The sequence below is a fragment of the Pseudomonas sp. Tof1 genome (genome assembly GCF_055390395.1).
On sequence record NZ_AP024344.1, the window covers coordinates 3,624,804 to 3,640,148 of the forward strand.

18 protein-coding genes are annotated in these 15,345 nt (G+C 64.1%); 6 read left to right on the top strand and 12 right to left on the bottom strand.

The genetic code is table 11. The features are described 5' to 3' along the window. Positions 1–63 precede the first annotated feature (63 nt). The 6 genes from ACZ5KU_RS16055 to ACZ5KU_RS16080 form a co-directional block, all read right to left on the bottom strand. Positions 64–897: an ABC transporter ATP-binding protein gene (locus tag ACZ5KU_RS16055; RefSeq protein ID WP_054060468.1), complete on the bottom strand. Its 834-nt coding sequence runs from the start codon at positions 895–897 to the stop codon at positions 64–66. Next, complete coding sequence (locus ACZ5KU_RS16060; RefSeq protein ID WP_416769055.1) at positions 885–1,688, bottom strand: ABC transporter permease; 804 nt, start codon at positions 1,686–1,688, stop codon at positions 885–887. The genes ACZ5KU_RS16055 and ACZ5KU_RS16060 overlap by 13 nt, the downstream gene beginning before the upstream one ends. Positions 1,689–1,703: 15 nt before the next feature. Next, a complete protein-coding gene (locus tag ACZ5KU_RS16065) occupies positions 1,704–2,627 on the bottom strand; it encodes an ABC transporter substrate-binding protein (protein ID WP_416773502.1) in 924 nt (307 codons plus the stop codon). 270 nt (positions 2,628–2,897) lie between these two features. After that, positions 2,898–4,391, bottom strand: coding sequence for an aldehyde dehydrogenase (locus ACZ5KU_RS16070; protein WP_464735815.1), 1,494 nt, complete (start codon positions 4,389–4,391; stop codon positions 2,898–2,900). A gap of 209 nt (positions 4,392–4,600) precedes the next feature. After that, complete coding sequence (locus ACZ5KU_RS16075; RefSeq protein WP_464737414.1) at positions 4,601–4,936, bottom strand: nuclear transport factor 2 family protein; 336 nt, start codon at positions 4,934–4,936, stop codon at positions 4,601–4,603. 218 nt (positions 4,937–5,154) lie between these two features. Next, on the bottom strand, positions 5,155–6,072 hold the full coding sequence (locus tag ACZ5KU_RS16080) for a LysR family transcriptional regulator (protein ID WP_464735816.1): 918 nt from the start codon (positions 6,070–6,072) through the stop codon (positions 5,155–5,157). 108 nt (positions 6,073–6,180) lie between these two features. Between ACZ5KU_RS16080 and ACZ5KU_RS16085 the strand changes: the two genes are divergently transcribed. Continuing rightward, entirely contained in the window at positions 6,181–6,933 is a 753-nt protein-coding gene (locus ACZ5KU_RS16085; RefSeq protein WP_464735817.1) for an SDR family NAD(P)-dependent oxidoreductase, read from the top strand. A 58-nt stretch (positions 6,934–6,991) separates the two neighbouring features. Continuing rightward, positions 6,992–7,537 (top strand): VOC family protein, encoded by a 546-nt coding sequence (locus ACZ5KU_RS16090; protein ID WP_464735818.1) that lies wholly within the window; start codon positions 6,992–6,994, stop codon positions 7,535–7,537. A 37-nt stretch (positions 7,538–7,574) separates the two neighbouring features. Here ACZ5KU_RS16090 and ACZ5KU_RS16095 read toward each other — a convergent pair whose 3' ends face one another. After that, positions 7,575–7,883, bottom strand: a complete 309-nt coding sequence (locus tag ACZ5KU_RS16095) for an Lrp/AsnC family transcriptional regulator (RefSeq protein WP_464735819.1) — start codon at positions 7,881–7,883, stop codon at positions 7,575–7,577. Next, positions 7,880–8,026 carry an Lrp/AsnC family transcriptional regulator gene (locus ACZ5KU_RS16100; RefSeq protein WP_464735820.1) on the bottom strand — a complete coding sequence of 49 codons (147 nt, stop codon included), beginning with the start codon at positions 8,024–8,026 and terminating at the stop codon, positions 7,880–7,882. Before ACZ5KU_RS16100 ends, ACZ5KU_RS16095 begins: the two co-directional genes overlap by 4 nt. 177 nt (positions 8,027–8,203) lie before the next feature. Here ACZ5KU_RS16100 and ACZ5KU_RS16105 point away from each other — a divergent pair, with 177 nt between their 5' ends. After that, a complete protein-coding gene (locus ACZ5KU_RS16105; protein WP_464735821.1) occupies positions 8,204–8,737 on the top strand; it encodes a LysE family translocator in 534 nt (177 codons plus the stop codon). A gap of 141 nt (positions 8,738–8,878) precedes the next feature. Here the strand turns inward: ACZ5KU_RS16105 and chrA are convergent, their stop codons facing one another. The 4 genes from chrA to ACZ5KU_RS16125 form a co-directional block, all read right to left on the bottom strand. Next, positions 8,879–10,258: a chromate efflux transporter gene (chrA, locus tag ACZ5KU_RS16110; RefSeq protein ID WP_464735822.1), complete on the bottom strand. Its 1,380-nt coding sequence runs from the start codon at positions 10,256–10,258 to the stop codon at positions 8,879–8,881. Further along, a complete protein-coding gene (locus ACZ5KU_RS16115; protein ID WP_081006074.1) occupies positions 10,251–11,192 on the bottom strand; it encodes a chromate resistance protein ChrB domain-containing protein in 942 nt (313 codons plus the stop codon). The genes chrA and ACZ5KU_RS16115 overlap by 8 nt, the downstream gene beginning before the upstream one ends. A 66-nt stretch (positions 11,193–11,258) precedes the next feature. Continuing rightward, positions 11,259–11,750: a GNAT family N-acetyltransferase gene (locus tag ACZ5KU_RS16120; RefSeq protein WP_464735823.1), complete on the bottom strand. Its 492-nt coding sequence runs from the start codon at positions 11,748–11,750 to the stop codon at positions 11,259–11,261. Positions 11,751–11,860: 110 nt separating this feature from the next. Beyond that, positions 11,861–12,583, bottom strand: a complete 723-nt coding sequence (locus ACZ5KU_RS16125) for a GntR family transcriptional regulator (RefSeq protein WP_054060459.1) — start codon at positions 12,581–12,583, stop codon at positions 11,861–11,863. Between the two features lie 143 nt (positions 12,584–12,726). Here ACZ5KU_RS16125 and ACZ5KU_RS16130 point away from each other — a divergent pair, with 143 nt between their 5' ends. From ACZ5KU_RS16130 to ACZ5KU_RS16140, 3 genes are read left to right on the top strand one after another with little or no spacing between them, the layout of a single operon-like run. After that, on the top strand, positions 12,727–13,542 hold the full coding sequence (locus tag ACZ5KU_RS16130) for an ABC transporter ATP-binding protein (protein WP_464735824.1): 816 nt from the start codon (positions 12,727–12,729) through the stop codon (positions 13,540–13,542). 13 nt (positions 13,543–13,555) lie between these two features. After that, positions 13,556–14,545: an ABC transporter substrate-binding protein gene (locus ACZ5KU_RS16135; protein WP_054063221.1), complete on the top strand. Its 990-nt coding sequence runs from the start codon at positions 13,556–13,558 to the stop codon at positions 14,543–14,545. A gap of 7 nt (positions 14,546–14,552) precedes the next feature. Continuing rightward, a complete protein-coding gene (locus tag ACZ5KU_RS16140; RefSeq protein WP_419735957.1) occupies positions 14,553–15,302 on the top strand; it encodes an ABC transporter permease in 750 nt (249 codons plus the stop codon). Positions 15,303–15,345: the final 43 nt, after the last annotated feature.

Here is a 15,345-nt window from a genome sequence, read left to right on the forward strand (position 1 = left end):
ATATCGCCAGACAGTCGGATAAAACAACTTCCAAACCCGTGAAACAGGTTTGGAAGTTCCCCCTCAATGGGCGACTTGCAAGTCGTCATGCAGCAGGCCGAGGATGTCGCGCTTCATCTCGATGAATTCGCGTTCCATCACCATGTCCATGTCACGCGGGCGCGGCATCGGCACATTGAGTTCGCGCTTGATCCGCCCCGGTCGTGCGCCCATCACGTAGACCCGGTCGCCAAGCAGGATGGCCTCGTCGATGTCGTGGGTGACGAACACCACGGTTTTCTTGCTGTGCTCCCAGACCCTGAGCAGCAGTTGCTGCATCTGCATGCGGGTCTGGCTGTCGAGCGCGCCGAAAGGCTCGTCCATCAGCAGGATCTGCGGGTCGTTGGCCAAGGCCCGGGCGATGGCCACCCGTTGCATCATGCCGCCCGAGAGCTGCTTGGGATAACGCTCGGCGAAAGCCGTCAGGCCGACTTCGTCGAGGTAGTAATCGACGATCTCCTTGCGCTCCCGGGCGGCCATGCCCTTGCGCTTGAGGCCGAAGGCGATGTTGTCGCGCACGCTCAGCCAGGGAAACAGCGTATAGCTCTGGAACACCATGCCGCGGTCCGCGCCCGGCCCCCGCACCTGTTGCCCGCCGACATGGATCTTGCCGGAGGTCGGTTCGGCCAGCCCGGCCGTGAGGTAGAGCAGGCTCGACTTGCCACAGCCGGAAGGCCCCACCAGTACGGCGAACTGCTGGTCCGGCACATTCAGCGAGACGTTCTCCAGGGCGGTGAAGATATTGCCGTCAGGGCTGCGGTAGCGCAGGCAGACCTGATCCACCTGCAGTCGCGGCTGCGCACCCACCGGCTGTTTCACCGGGTTGACCGGCATTTGCATTGCAGTTACTGCGCCCATGACACCACCTTGAGCCGAAGCACCCGGAACAGTTGATCGGTCAGTAGGCCGAGCAGGCCGATGACCGCGATAGCGAGGAAAATCACGTCGACCTGGAAGCCGCGCATCGCCTTGAGGCTGATGTAGCCCAGGCCGCTGGAGGCGGCGACCAGTTCGGCGACGACCAGGTAGGTCCAGGCCCAGCCCATGGTCACCCGCAAGGTGTCGAGCACGCCCGGCAGCGAAGCCGGGCCGAGCACATGCACGATCACGTCGCGACGGCTGGAACCGAGGGTGTAGGAGGCGTTGATCAGGTCCCTGGAGACGCCCTTGGACACGTCGGCCACCATCACCAACTGCTGGAAGAAGGTACCGAAGATGATCACCGCGACCCGCTGTTCCAGGCCGATGCCGATCCAGAGGATGAACAGCGGCACGAAGGACGTCACCGGCAGGTAGCGGATGAAGTTCACCAGCGGCTCGAGGAACGCCTGCACCACCCGGAAGCTGCCCATCAGCAACCCCAGCGGCACGGCGACCAGCGAGGACACGGCAAAGCCGATCAGCACCACCTCGACGCTGGCCAGCACGTGCTTGCCCAGGGTGCCGTCGGCGGCCAGGCGCAGGCCCGCCTCGACCACCGCCCCTGGCGTGGGCAGAAACATCGACGGCACCACACCGCCGTAGGACAGCCCGGCCCAGAGGCCGAACACCAGCAGCCAGCCCAGCGCACTGGTGCTGAACACCAGGGCTGCCGGCAGCTCGACTTTCGGGGTCAGGCAGCGACTGCCCCAGGATTGACGATCGATCATCAGGGAGCCTCCGCCTTATTGCTTGACGAAACGGGTGTCGACCAGGTCGCCGTAGGAAACGTCCAGGGTCTTGTTCTGCAGGCTGCTCCAGGTGTCGTCGGCCAGGCGGATGATGCCGGCGATCTCGCCTTGCTTGCCGGGTGTGCCCAGCAAGGCCTCGCTCATGGCCTGGTCATAGAAACGCACGCCCTTGGCGGCCGCGGCCAGTTCCTTGGGGTCGGCCAGGTAGCCACCCACGCCCTTGGCCATGATCTTGTAGGCTTCTTCCGGGTGGTCATGGGTGTACTGCACGGCCTTGTACAGCCCCTTGACCAGCGCCTTGACATCGTTGGGTTGCCGGTCGATCACATCGCACGACAGCGCGACCACATCGACGATCACCCCCGGCGTGGCACTGCTGTCGACCAGGACCTTGCCCTGGCCCTTTTCACGCACCAGCGACAGGTGTGGCTCCCAGGTCACCGCGGCCGGCACGCGGCCGGCGATGAACGCCGTGGCGGCATCGTCAGCCGTCATGTTCTGCACATCCAGATCAGCCAGGCTCATGCCGTTCTGCTTGAGCAGGTACGACAGCCAGAACTGCGACACCGAGCCCTCGTTCACGGCGATGGGCTTGCCCTTGAGGTCCTTGAGGCTGGTGACGTCCTTGCCCACCAGCACCCCGTCGCCACCGTGGCTTTCATCGAGAGCGGCGACCGCCCGGAAGCAGAAGTCCTTGCTGCGGTACTTGAGAATCTCGTCGATGGTCGAGGCGGAGCCCGAAAGCTTGCCCGAAGCCTGGGCGGCCATGTACATCGACGCTTCTTCCATGGTGGTCAAGGTGACGTCCAGCCCCTGCTCCTTGAAGTAGCCCAGATCGCGCGCCAGGTACAAGGTACCGTAGCCGACCCAGGTGGTGTGACCGATGGACAACGACCCCGCCTGCGCGGTACCGGCCATGCCCACGGCCAGTGCCGAAACCAGGAGAGTTTTACGAAAGGAAAGTCCACGCAAGATGTTTGACATGATTAAACGCACTCCCGCTGCCTATTGGGTTGGTTGTTATTTATCTGGCAGTACCGGCCATGGGCCAAAAGAGGATTGCATCGCGCCCGCTTCGAAAGAGCCGGCGGCAACTTGTCACTGTGGTGTTTCAATATTCCCTCAGGAATACCTACTCAGAAAGCATCAAATATATGGAGTGGATATAGGAAAAACATAACGGCTGTTTCAACCACGCAGTTGGAACCAGGTGGTCTTGAGCTGGGTGTACTTGTCGAACGAATGCAGCGACAGATCGCGCCCGAAACCCGATTGCCTGCCCCCGCCGAACGGAACCGTCACATCCAGCGCATCGACCGTGTTCACCGACACCGTACCGGCCTTCAGCGCCCGCGCAACCCGGTGCGCACGATTGAGGTCATCACTCCAGACCGAAGCCGCCAGGCCATAGATGCTGTCGTTGGCCAGACGCACCGCCTGCTCCTCGCTGTCGAACGCACTGATCGCCAGCACCGGGCCGAAGATCTCCTCGCGGGCCAGGCTCATCCGGCTGTCGACGTTCGCGAAAATGGTCGGTTCGATGAAGTTGTCCGAGCCGTCGATGGTCAGGCGCCGGCCGCCACACACCAGCCGGGCACCCTCCTCGCGCGCCCGGTCGATGGCCTGGACGATTCGCGCGCTCTGCCCGGCGTCGACTATCGCACCGGCGCGGCTGACCGGATCCAGGGGATTGCCGGGCAACCACTGGCGGGCCTGGGCCTGCAGACGCTCGACGAACTCGTCGTGAATCGAGCGCTGCACATACAGTCGCGAGTTGGCCGAGCAGACCTCGCCCTGATTGAAGAAGATCCCGAACGCGGCCTTCTGCGCCGCCAGGTCCAGATCCCGGCAATCGTCGAACACCAGGTTGGCGCTCTTGCCGCCACACTCGAGCCACACCTGCTTGAGGTTCGACTGGGCGGAATACTGCATGAAGTACTTGCCGACCCGGGTCGAACCGGTAAACACCAGGCAGTCCACGTCCGGGTGCAGGCCCAGCGCCCGCCCGGCGTTTTCACCCAGGCCCGGCACCACGTTGAGCACGCCTGGCGGCAGCCCCGCTTCCAGGGCCAGTTCGGCCAGGCGCAGCGCGGAGAATGGCGACTGCTCGGCGGGCTTGAGCACCACGCTGTTACCGGCGGCCAGTGCCGGCGCCAGCTTCCAGGCGGCCATGTCCAGCGGGAAGTTCCACGGCACCACGGCCGCCACCACTCCCAGGGCTTCGCGGGTGATGGTCGCCAGCACATTGGGCGCGGTCGGCGCGACCTGGTCATACAGCTTGTCGAGCGCCTCGCCATACCAGGCGAAGACGTGAGCCGAACCCGGCACGTCGATGTTGTAGGCATCCATGACCGGCTTGCCCATGTTCAGCGAGTCCAGCAGGGCCAACTCTTCACGGTTGGCCATGATCAGTTCGGCCAGGCGCAGCATCACTCTCTTGCGCTCACCCGGCGCCATGCGTGCCCAGGGCCCCTGCTCGAAGGCTCGACGGGCACTGCTGACCGCCAGGTCGACCTCGGCCTGGCCACAGGACGCCACGCGGGCCAGCAATTGGTGGGTGGCCGGGTTGATGGCGTCGAACGTTGCACGATCGGCGGCGCTGACCGGCCGGCCATCGATCAGGGCCTTGTCGCAAAAACTCAGGCCGGCGGCCCGCTGCTGCCAATAGTCGAGGTCGTTCATACGCACTCCAGGCGTTGCGTGGTGTATCCGGGGCCGTCACTCGACGTACTCCCGGGGTCGGAGTGCATTCTGGTGGGAACCCGGCGCGCGGCGAAACCAGCTTTTTCCTGTTGCCTGAACAGGAAAAAGCTAAGGCCTTACAGACGTAGCCGGACCGGCCGGCCCACGGGTTGTTGCGCAGCCAGGCCCTGCGGAATCGCGAAAGGCGATCAGACGGCATCGCGAGGCGCGAAGGCGGTGGCGGCGGCGACGGTGTCCAGCGACTCGCGCAGCAACTGGATCCTGCCGTCACGGGCCACCAGCCGACCGGCGTAGGACTGGCGGTAGATGCGCCCGGTGGCCGGCACCGGCGCCTCGACGTCGTACTCGGCAAAGGCCTGGTCCGAGGTATCGATCAGGAAGCGGATACGACGGAACTTGAACGCCGGAACCCTGTTCAGCAGTGAGGCGATGAAGGCCTCGATCTGCTCCGGGCCCTCGACACGGTCGGTGATGCCCAGCGATTTCAGGTAGGGAATTTCCAGGGCGCCGTCCTCGGCGAACAGTTCGGCGGCGGCGCGGGGTTCTGGATGGCGTCCAGGTAGTTCTGGAACAGTTGCACGGCAGTTTTCATCGGAGGAGTCCTCGAGTGGTCGATTCGTTTACCGCCAGTGACCGGCGGCGACGCACTCCACTCTAGCGAAGGCCCTTTCTAGCAAAAACATTAAAGATAGAAATCCATCTTTTCATTTATGAAACGAAAGTCGCGATCATGGCCCCTGCTCTACCTGGGCCAGCGCCAGGCAGGTTCACTGAGATGCTCGGCGAAAAAGTCCGATAGCGCCCTGATCTTCACCGGCCGCGTACGTGCCGACGGCGTGACGAAATACAAGCCGCCACGGGTCATGCTCCATTCCGGCAGCAGGCGCACCAGGCGACCATCGGCAAGGTATTCGCTGGCGATGAACTCCGGCAATTCGGCGATCGCCAGTCCTTCCAGCAGCACCGGAATCATCGCGTCGGAGTTGGTCACCCGCAGCGGCCCGCTGGGAACGACATCTTCTTCAGCCCCCTTGTCGTGGCTGAACCGCCAGACCTGGGTGCGGGCCCGGTAGGCATAACTGAGGCACCGCCGGTTGGCCAGTTCCCGTGGATGCCGTGGCTGACCGTGTTGCTCCAGATAGGCAGGCGACGCCACCAGGAACTGGGTCACGGCACACAGCCGCCGGGCGACCAGGGACGAATCCGGCAACGCGGCGATCCGCAAGGCGGCGTCGAAGCCGTCGGCGATCAGGTCCACCGAGGCATCGGACAGATGCAGGTCGACCGACAGTTCGGGGAAGCGCCGGATCAGTTCCGGCATCAGCGGCGCGATCCAGCGCAGGCCGAACGACATCGGGATCGCCAGGCGTACCTGCCCGCGTGGCTGCACCGACAGCTCCTGCGCTTCGCTTTCCACCTCCTCGGCCTGGCGGTAGATGTCGCCAGCCTTCGCCGCCATGCTCAGGCCGAACTCGGTCAGCGACAACTGGCGCGAGGTACGGTTGAACAACCGGCCACCCAAGCGCTCCTCCAGCCTGGCGACCGCACGCGACACCGTCGGCACCGACACCCCCATGACCCGGGCGGCAGCAGCGAACGATCCTTCTTCAGCGACCTTGGCGAACATCGCCAGGCCCTCAAAATCGGGCAATTTGCTCATTTCATTTCTGCAACGATAGATTTCAGACAATTCTATTTTGAAAAAATCAGCCCGTCGATAAGCTTTTCCCATCTCGCAACACATCACCTACCCAACGGGAGAAACACCATGATCGGCAAACTTGAAGGCAAAATCGCAGTCGTCACCGGCGGCACCACCGGCATCGGCCTGGCCACCGCCAAACGCTTCGCCCAGGAAGGCGCCCACGTCTACATCACCGGCCGCCGCCAGGCCGAACTGGACGCCGCCGTGGCCCAGGTCGGCAACGCCACTGGCGTGCAGGTCGACTCGACCCGCCTCGACCAGCTCGACGCCCTCTACCAGCGCATCCAGGCCGAGCGCGGCCACATCGACGTGCTGTTCGCCAACGCCGGCGGCGGCTCGATGCTGCCACTGGGGCAAATCACCGAAGAGCACTACGACGACACCTTCGACCGCAACGTCAAGGGCGTGCTGTTCACCGTGCAGAAGGCCCTGCCGCTGCTGGCCAACAACGCCTCGGTGATCCTCACCGGCTCCACCGCCGCCAGTTCCGGCACCCCGGCCTTCAGCGTGTACGCCGCCTCCAAGGCTGCCGTGCGCTCGTTCGCCCGCAACTGGATCCTCGATCTGAAGGACCGCAACGTGCGCGTCAACACCATCAGCCCTGGCGCCACCCGTACGCCTGGCCTGGTCGACCTGGCCGGCCCGGATGCGGCGCAGCAGAAAGGCCTGCTCGACTACCTGGCCTCGCAGATTCCGCAGGGACGCGTGGGTGAGCCGGAAGAGATCGCCAGTGCCGCACTGTTCCTGGCCTCGAGCGACGCGAGCTTCGTCAACGGTACCGAGCTGTTTGTCGACGGTGGCCAGGCGCAGATCTGATCCGCACGGAGGCCGCAGCCACTGCGGCCTCGTCACCCTACATCCCAAGGAATATCCCGTGAAAACAGCAAAAATTGCCCTGTTGACACTGTCCCTGGCCCTGGTCTCGATGGCCCAGGCCGCCACAGCCGGCACTCCGGCAACCACCCCTGAGGCGCTGCAGGTTTCGGCCATCGACCACGTTGGCATGAACGTACCCGACATCGACTCGGCGGTGAAACTCTTCACCGACCTGGTGGGAGCCCAAGTGATCTCGGACATTCGTCCGGGTGCCCTTCCGGCCGAGTGGAAGAAGCAGTTCCGCTGGAATCAGTCCAGCGAACTGGAACGCTTCGTCATGCTGCAACTGGAAGGCGGCGCCAAGGTGGAGCTGTTCCAGTACAAGGGGCCAAAGATCAACCACCTGCAACCCCATGAGGACGACATCGGCGCCACTCACTTCGCCCTGCGGATCCAAGACATGGCTCGCAGCCTGGCCGTGATCAAGGCGAAGGGCCTGAAAGTCCTGAACGAGCCGATCACCAACCCCGATGGCGTGCAGTGGTTCTACTTCCTGACACCATGGGGTTCGCAGATCGAGCTGGTGTCGCTGCCGGCCAATTGACCGAAACAGCGCCGATGCGGATCGCAAGCGCCCTGGTTCAAGGGCGTTCGTTCTTCGGCGAATCCATCACGATATGGCTGGTGATCGACGAGACGTGCGGCAGCACTCCCAGCACATCGGTGTGAAAGGTCTTGTAGGCCTTGATGTCCGCGACCTCGACCCGCAACAGGTACTCGATGGAGCCGGTGATGGTGTGAAACTCCACCACGTCCGGCGACTGGCTGATCGCTTGCTCGAATGCCTTGAGGCTTTCCCTGGTGTGATTGGACAGCCCGACCGTCACGTAGACGACAAAGCCGGCGCCCAGCCTGCTCCTGTCGATCACCGCCCGGTAGCCGGTGATCACCCCGAGCGCTCCAGCTCCTGCACCCGCCGCAGGCACGCCGAAGCAGACAATCCCACCCGTTCGGCGAGCTTCACATTGGTCTGCCGCGCATCCCGGGAAAGCTCGCGCAATATTTTTCGGTCAATTTTGTCGATATCTGTCATTTATTGCGCCAAAGCCAAATCCAAACACCATTATGCAACCAATGTGCGCGATTCAAACAATAAAATAGCAACCTTCTTTTACCGCTCGTTGAAGGTGTTCATGACGGATCTCACGGTGCTTGTCGCGTTTCTGCTTTTTGGTGTGGTCATGACCGGCACCCCGGCCCGAACAATGCCATGGTGCTGGTATCGGGTGCGCGGGTTGGCGTCTGGCGCACCCTGCCACTGGTGGCCGGTATCGCCTTCGGGGTGGGCGTGCAGTTCGCGATTCTCGGGCTGGGCCTGGGCGAGTTGTTCGAAGCGGTGCCGGTCATCCATACCCTGCTCGCGGTGCTGGGAGCCGGTTACATCGTCTGGCTCGCCTGGAAGATCGCCAGCAGCGGTCCGCTGGAACTGCATCAGGACAGCCGTCCGCCGATGGGCTTCGTGGGTGGCGCGGTGTTCCAGTGGATCAACCCCAAGGCCTGGGCACTGTCGATCAGTGCGGCAGCGACCTACATTCCCGTGGAAAACCACGTGGTGAATCTCTGCATCGCGGCGGCGCTGCTGACGGCGTTGTCGATTCCCTGCGTGGGCATCTGGGCGGTGGGTGGGGTGGCGTTTCGCCGATTGCTGACCCGGCCACGGTTCGCGCTGGTCTTCAATGCGGGGATGGCGGTGACGCTGCTGTTGGCGACCCTGCCGGCGATTTTGCGGTTGACGAGTGTGTAGCTCGTAACACCTGGTAAAGAGACGAAATGGCCTTCCGAGATTAAGTCGGTTTCCTACGAACCATCGGCGTGGGAGAATACTGTGCGTGCCTACGGCGGTCACTAGAGTTCGAGGGTCGCTGCACATTCAGCGCAGGACCGTTCAACCAGCCAGCAGCCCATGCCGCACCAGATAGACCAGCATGCCGACCAGGCCACACCCCAATAACACCTGAATCACCCCACGCTTGAACCTGAACAAGGCCACGGCCGCCGTCACGCAGATGATCAGTGACGGCCAGTCGGTATGGCGCTCGATGCCGTCCGGCCAGAACACGTGGTAGGCGAAGAACAGCGCCAGGTTGACGATCACCCCGACCACCGCCGCGGTAATGGCGGTCAACGGCGCGGTGAATTTCAGCTCATTGTGGGTGGACTCCACCAACGGGCCACCGGCCAGGATGAACAGGAACGACGGCAGGAACGTGAACCAGGTGACCAGGCTGGCGGCGACCGCACCGGCGAGAAACGGCTGGTCGGCGCCAAACATCGGCTGCAGGTAGCCACCGAGGAAACCGACGAACGCCACTACCATGATCAACGGCCCCGGCGTGGTTTCGCCCAGGGCCAGGCCGTCTATCATCTGGGTCGGCGACAGCCAGCCATAGTGGCCGACCGCACCCTGATAAACATAAGGCAGCACCGCGTAGGCCCCCCCGAAGGTCAGCAAGGCGGCCTTGGTAAAGAACCAGCCCATTTGCGTCAGCGTCCCCTGCCAGCCGAATGCGGCGGCCAAGAGCCCCATGGGCAACGCCCAGAGCGCCGCGCCGATCACCAACAGGCGCAGCAGGTGCGCCCAGCGAAAGCGCGCATGTTCGGGGGTGGGCGTGTCATCGTCGATCAACGCCGGACCATGGCTCGACTTCGCCGCGGCATGTCCACCGCCGATGACGAACGTGTCCGGGAGGAAACGGCCGCCCAGGTACCCCACCAGCGCCGCCACCAGGACAATGGCCGGGAATGGCACATCGAGGGCGAAGATCGCGACAAAGGCCGCCGCGGCGATGGCCCACAACCAGGCGTTCTTCAGCGCCCTCGAACCGATGCGGTGGGCGGCCTGCAGCACGATGGCGGTCACGGCGGGCTTGATGCCGTAGAAGAGGCCGGCAACGACCGGCAACTCACCGAACGCCACGTAGATCCAGGCCAGGGCGATCAGGATGAACAACGACGGCAGCACGAACAGTGCCCCGGCGATCACCCCGCCCCAGGTGCGATGCATCAGCCAGCCGATATAGGTGGCGAGCTGTTGCGCCTCCGGCCCCGGCAGCAACATGCAGTAGTTGAGGGCATGCAGGAAGCGCCGCTCGCTGATCCAGCGGCGGCGCTCGACCAGTTCCTGGTGCATGATCGAGATCTGTCCGGCGGGGCCGCCGAAGCTGATGAAGCCCAGCTTCAACCAGAACAGGAAGGCTTCGAACAGGCTCACGGGCGGCCTTGCCTCGGCCGCCTGCCCGGCGGCGCGTACAGGGGAGTCAGTCATGTTTTTTCTCGTCGTTTGCAAAAGCAACCAGAAGGCCGTCGAAGATGCCGCTCGCGGCCAGCAGCAATTGGTCATCGTCAACCAGGCTCTCGCGCAACCCCGCCAGCACCCGCTCGATACCGGGCGCTTCGGCCGGCTGCTGGCCGCCCACATCGAGATAGTGAACGAGCGCCGCGATGCGCTTCAGCGCAGGGTCATCCAGCTGGAAACTGGCCAGCAGGTTTTCGAAGGTGACACGCTCCGCGACGTGGCTGAAGGTCGCCCCATCGAAGTCGAAGCCCAGCGCGTCGGCCGGGCAATCGCTGGGGGTGTCCAGCCAGAGAATCTCACCGCTTCGGTCGATGAAACGGCGAATCAGCCAAGCGCTGGCCAGCCGGTCCACCCACGGTCGCTTGCGAGTTGCCCAACGGCGACCTTGGAAGTCCGCGATGGCCAACAGGCGAAGCGTTTCGTCGCCACGACTGGGCTCGTCCGCCGACAGCGTGCGGCTGATCGCCGTTTCCAGCCCTTGCAGGGTTTCATCAGTCTGTTGCCGGGCTTGCGTGGGGAAGAAGTCGATCGTGCCGATCTGCGCGAAGGCCTTGCGCAGCTTGCGCACCTGCCGGGCGGTCTGCAGGGCGTTGTCGCAAGTCAGCTGGTGCTGACAGGCCGCGATCTGCTCGCGCAGTTTGGCGTACTCGTCACTGCGGTCGAATAGCGGAAAAAACCGCTCGCCGTCGTCATCGACCCGCAACAGGTACGCGGTGCCGTTGATGGACAGGACCTCACGCTCTACCGACTCCAGCGCCTCCCGGCCAGCCGCCTGCTCGGGCAACAGGTACACCCCATCGCGCAGCACGCTGGCGCCACACGCCTTGAGCGCCCGCCAGGCCCGCATGCGCTCGGTCGAATTTGCGGTAGGCAGCCCCAGCACGAGAAGCAGCCAACTTTTCATGTAGAGCCTCAAACATAATTTGTTATTAGCTCTACTCTACCATGCTACTCCGGTTCTACAAGCCACTCAGAGCGACATGACCATCTCATGCCAGGCCATCCCACCGTGATCCGATGGCGACGGTCGTACGTACTCATAGCCCATCTTGCGGTACAGCTCGACGTGCTGTTCCTTGCACATCAGGTGGATGGTCTGCTTGCCCTGCGATTTCATGCGCGCGATGAACTCGTTCATCAGCACCTTGGCGTAGCCCTTGCCTTGGTGGACGGGGTCGACCACCACCGACATGATCACCACATTGGGTGCCACGGGATCATGACCGACCAGTTCCTTGAACGCCTCGTCGGACATCACCACTTCATGGGCGCAGCCGCTGTTGATGAAGCCGACGATGCCGCCATCGACCTCGAGAATCAGGAAACCCTGCGGGTACTGCACGATCCGGGTGCGGATCTTTTCCAGGGTGGCGGCTTCGTCGCCCTCGTAGGCGCCGATCTCGATCTCGTAGCAGCGCTCGGCGTCCTGGGCAACGGGTTGGCGGAAATACGGGGTGCTCATGAAGGTGTTCCAGACAGTGAACCAATGATCGCGCAATGGTATCAGCCTCGACGCCCACCTGGCTTCAAGCCTTGTTGCACCGCGCCTGGACAGGGGAGCCCGCCGTCCTGTCACCGGCTCTTGAACACCCCACTGAGCACGAACGCATAACGCTCCGGCCGGATGAAGAAGGTCGTGCGATCGCAGCAGCGGTCATCGTCGAACCAGGAGGTGCGCTCCATCACCAGCAGGGCCGTGCCGCGCTTGACGCCCAGGTGCGCGGCCAGGGTCTTGTCCGCTTCGCGGGCACGGATGGCCATGTCGGCGCGGATCACCGCCCGCCCGGTGGTGCGTTCGAGCACCGAGTACAACGGCACCTGCGCCATCTCCTGCCAATCGACCTCGCGCAGTTCATCCGTCAGATAGCTACAGGCATAGGCGATTGGCTCCTGATCGACCCAGTGCAGGCGCTCGACCTTCACGCAATGGCCCTCGAACAGGCTACGCAATTCATCGGGCACCGGGATGCGCTCATGCCCGAGCATGCTCATCGTCGGCTGCAGCCCTTGCAGCAGCAACGACTCATGGAAACTGCGCAGCGCATCCAGATTGTGCCGAACCTGCTGCGCGGCAACGAAGGTGCCCTTGCCCTGCTTGCGCTCCACCACGCCGTCCTCTTCCAGCTTGCCGAGGGCCAGGCGGATGGTCACCCGGCTGACGGCGAAACGTGCCATCAACTCCGCTTCGGACGGCAGCTTGCCGTCGGTACCGTAATGCCCTTGCTGAATCTCGTGCAGCAGTTGCTGGACGATCTGTTCGTAGAGAGAGGTGGCGCTTGCTCGCTGGAGAGTCACGTGATTACCGATCCGTTGGAATGAATGAAGCACGGTGATGGCGCTTCGCTTCTAAGGTTATGACCATTTAGTCTTGGGACAACTTGTATTAATACGTATTATTCCAAGCATTGCCTATTCTAGATGACTCGGTGCCGCTTGCCATGTCCCATGCCGAACTTTACCTGCCCCCCGATGCCCTCAGCGTTCGGGATGTCGAATTCGCCTACCCGAACGGCCATGCCGTGTTCAAGGGGCTGAACCTGCGCGCTCGCCCTGGTGAGTTCGTCGCCATTCTCGGGCCCTCGGGCTGCGGCAAGACCACCCTGCTGAACCTGCTGTCGGGTTTCCAGAAACCTAAGGCCGGCCAGGTGCTGGTCAACGGCCTGCCGACCCGGCCGGAGCTGCCCAGGCTGGGCTACGTGTTCCAGAGCCCGCAGCTGTTTCCCTGGCTCAGCACCCTGGAGAACGTGCGCTTCGGGCTCAAGCTCGCCGGTCGTGGCGACGCGGCACAGCAACGCCAGCAGGCCCTGAAATACCTGCGTCTGGTCGGCCTGGAGCACGCCGCACGGCAGTTGCCGCGTCAGCTCTCCGGCGGCATGCAGCAACGCGTCTCGCTGGCCCGGGCCCTGGTGCTGGAGCCCGAGGTGCTATTGATGGACGAGCCGTTCGCCGCCCTCGACGCGATCACCCGCGCGGCGATGAACGAGGAAACCCTGCGCCTGTGGGCCACCCTGGGCCAGACCGTGCTGTTCATTACCCACGACATCGACGAGGCGGTGTTTCTCGCCGATCGCGTGGTGGTCATGAACATTGCCCCCGGCGGCATTCACAGCGAGCTGGCCATCGACCTGCCGCGCCCGCGCAGCAACCTCGAGACCCGCCGGTTGCCCGAGTTTCTCGACTACCGCAATGACCTGATGACGCGCATCAGCGAGGTCATGGCCGCTTCCCCCCTGCGCATCGACTCCACCCACTGACAACGAGCCCGACATGATCAAGAAACTGCTTCTGCCGGTCGCCCTGGCGGCGACCTCCTGGCTGGCCCCGGCCCAGGCAGCCGAACCGCTGCGCATCGGCTACGTGTTCGCCATGGCCAACGCCCCCGTACTGATCGCCGACAAGCTCGGCTACTACCGTGACGAAGGACTGGACGTCGACATCAAGGCCCTCGGCGACGGCCCGGTGATCCAGCAGGCCCTGGCGGCCCACGAGCTGGACGTCGCCTACGTCGGCGCACCGCCGGTGTACCAGTGGTATACGCGGGGTTTGAAGAGCGTGATCCTGGCCAAGGTCAACTATGGCCAGGCCGCCGTGCTGGCCGGTGCCCACAGCCAGATCCACGACCTGGCCGGGCTCAAGGGCCACAAGCTGGCCGGCGTGAAGAAAGGCAGCGGCATGGACGTGCTGCTGCGCGGCTACGTGCTCGGCGAGCGCGCCGGGCTGAATCCGGACAGTGACCTGGACATCGTCGACATGCCGCCAGGCAACATGAACGCCGCCCTCGACCGCAGCCTCGTCGACGCCGCCTTCTCCTGGGAACCCTTCGTCAGCCAGGCCCTGCTGCGCGGCTCGGCCCGCCTGCTGCTGGATGTGAACCAGGCCCTGCCGCAATACCCGTGGTACGTGGTCATCGGCCTGCCGCAAACCCTGCGTGAGCGTCCCGAGGACGTGGTGAAACTGCTGCGCGCCCACCGCCGGGCCATTGCCTACCTCAACGAGCACCCGAGCGAATCCAACGCGATCATCGCCGACGCGTTCCGCCTCGAGCCGGTGCAGCGCCCCGACGGCACCCAGGCCGACGGCCGGGCCATCGTCGCCGAAGCGCGCAAGCGCCTGGGCTGGTCGGCCGAACTGAGCGACGCCGACCAGCGATTCATCGAGCGCCTGATGGCTTACTCCAACGCGCTCAAATTCATGAACACCACGGTGCCCCTGAAGGACCTGGTGGACACCTCCTACCTGCAGAAAGCCTCCCGTTGAGCCGCCGATGAAATTGCCAAGACCCCATTGGGGCTGGGCCTCGCTGCCCTTTCTGCTGCTGGTCTGGATCGTCCTGGCCAGCCGTTTCCCCAGCTACGTGCTGCCACAACCCTGGGTGGTCGCCGCCGAGGCGCTGCGCTGGATCGACGACGGCTCGCTGTGGAAGCAGTTCCGCGCCAGCGCCCTGGAGGAACTGGTCGGTTTCGCCAGCGCGGTGATCGTCGCAGTGCTGGTCGGCACTGCCGCCGGCCTGTCGCGGCGCCTGCGCGAGTTCGTCGCGCCGCTCAACAGCCTGTTCATGGCGATCCCGCCGATCGCCTGGGCACCGCTGATCCTGATCATCTTCGGCCTCGGGTTCTTCTCGATCATGCTGGTGATCTTCATCGCCGCCGTGTTCCCGATGATCGTCACCCTGCAGGAGGGCGTACTGGGCATCCGCGACGGCGAAGTCCGCGCGGCCCGGACCCTCGGCGCCACTGCGCTGCAACTGCTGCTGCACATCTACCTGCCGGCGTCGCTGCCGTTTCTCACCGCCGCGCTGCGCATCGGCTTCAGCCAGGGCTGGCGCGCGCTGGTGGCCGCCGAAATGATCGGCGCTTCCCAGGGCATCGGCTGGATGGTCTCCATGGGCGGCCAGATCGGCAACAGCAGCCAGGTGCTGCTGGGCATCGTCATCATCGGCCTGCTCGCCTGGCTGATGGAAAGCCTGGTGTTCCGCCGGCTCGAACGTCACTACCAATCCTGGCGGGCCGCCTGAGGCGCCCCGCCGTTCCCATCACGTTTGCGATTTCCAACGAGGT

Excerpts from the sequence above, each read along its gene's own strand:
- ACZ5KU_RS16055 (WP_054060468.1), bottom strand. The coding sequence starts at position 897 with ATGGGCGCAGTAACTGCAATGCAAATGCCGGTCAACCCGGTGAAACAG.
- ACZ5KU_RS16060 (WP_416769055.1), bottom strand. The coding sequence starts at position 1,688 with ATGATCGATCGTCAATCCTGGGGCAGTCGCTGCCTGACCCCGAAAGTC.
- ACZ5KU_RS16065 (WP_416773502.1), bottom strand. The coding sequence starts at position 2,627 with ATGGCCGGTACCGCGCAGGCGGGGTCGTTGTCCATCGGTCACACCACC.
- ACZ5KU_RS16070 (WP_464735815.1), bottom strand. The coding sequence starts at position 4,391 with ATGAACGACCTCGACTATTGGCAGCAGCGGGCCGCCGGCCTGAGTTTT.
- ACZ5KU_RS16080 (WP_464735816.1), bottom strand. The coding sequence starts at position 6,072 with ATGAGCAAATTGCCCGATTTTGAGGGCCTGGCGATGTTCGCCAAGGTC.
- ACZ5KU_RS16085 (WP_464735817.1), top strand. The coding sequence starts at position 6,181 with ATGATCGGCAAACTTGAAGGCAAAATCGCAGTCGTCACCGGCGGCACC.
- ACZ5KU_RS16100 (WP_464735820.1), bottom strand. The coding sequence starts at position 8,026 with ATGACAGATATCGACAAAATTGACCGAAAAATATTGCGCGAGCTTTCC.
- ACZ5KU_RS16105 (WP_464735821.1), top strand. The coding sequence starts at position 8,204 with ATGGTGCTGGTATCGGGTGCGCGGGTTGGCGTCTGGCGCACCCTGCCA.
- chrA (WP_464735822.1), bottom strand. The coding sequence starts at position 10,258 with ATGACTGACTCCCCTGTACGCGCCGCCGGGCAGGCGGCCGAGGCAAGG.
- ACZ5KU_RS16115 (WP_081006074.1), bottom strand. The coding sequence starts at position 11,192 with ATGAAAAGTTGGCTGCTTCTCGTGCTGGGGCTGCCTACCGCAAATTCG.
- ACZ5KU_RS16120 (WP_464735823.1), bottom strand. The coding sequence starts at position 11,750 with ATGAGCACCCCGTATTTCCGCCAACCCGTTGCCCAGGACGCCGAGCGC.
- ACZ5KU_RS16130 (WP_464735824.1), top strand. The coding sequence starts at position 12,727 with ATGTCCCATGCCGAACTTTACCTGCCCCCCGATGCCCTCAGCGTTCGG.
- ACZ5KU_RS16135 (WP_054063221.1), top strand. The coding sequence starts at position 13,556 with ATGATCAAGAAACTGCTTCTGCCGGTCGCCCTGGCGGCGACCTCCTGG.
- ACZ5KU_RS16140 (WP_419735957.1), top strand. The coding sequence starts at position 14,553 with ATGAAATTGCCAAGACCCCATTGGGGCTGGGCCTCGCTGCCCTTTCTG.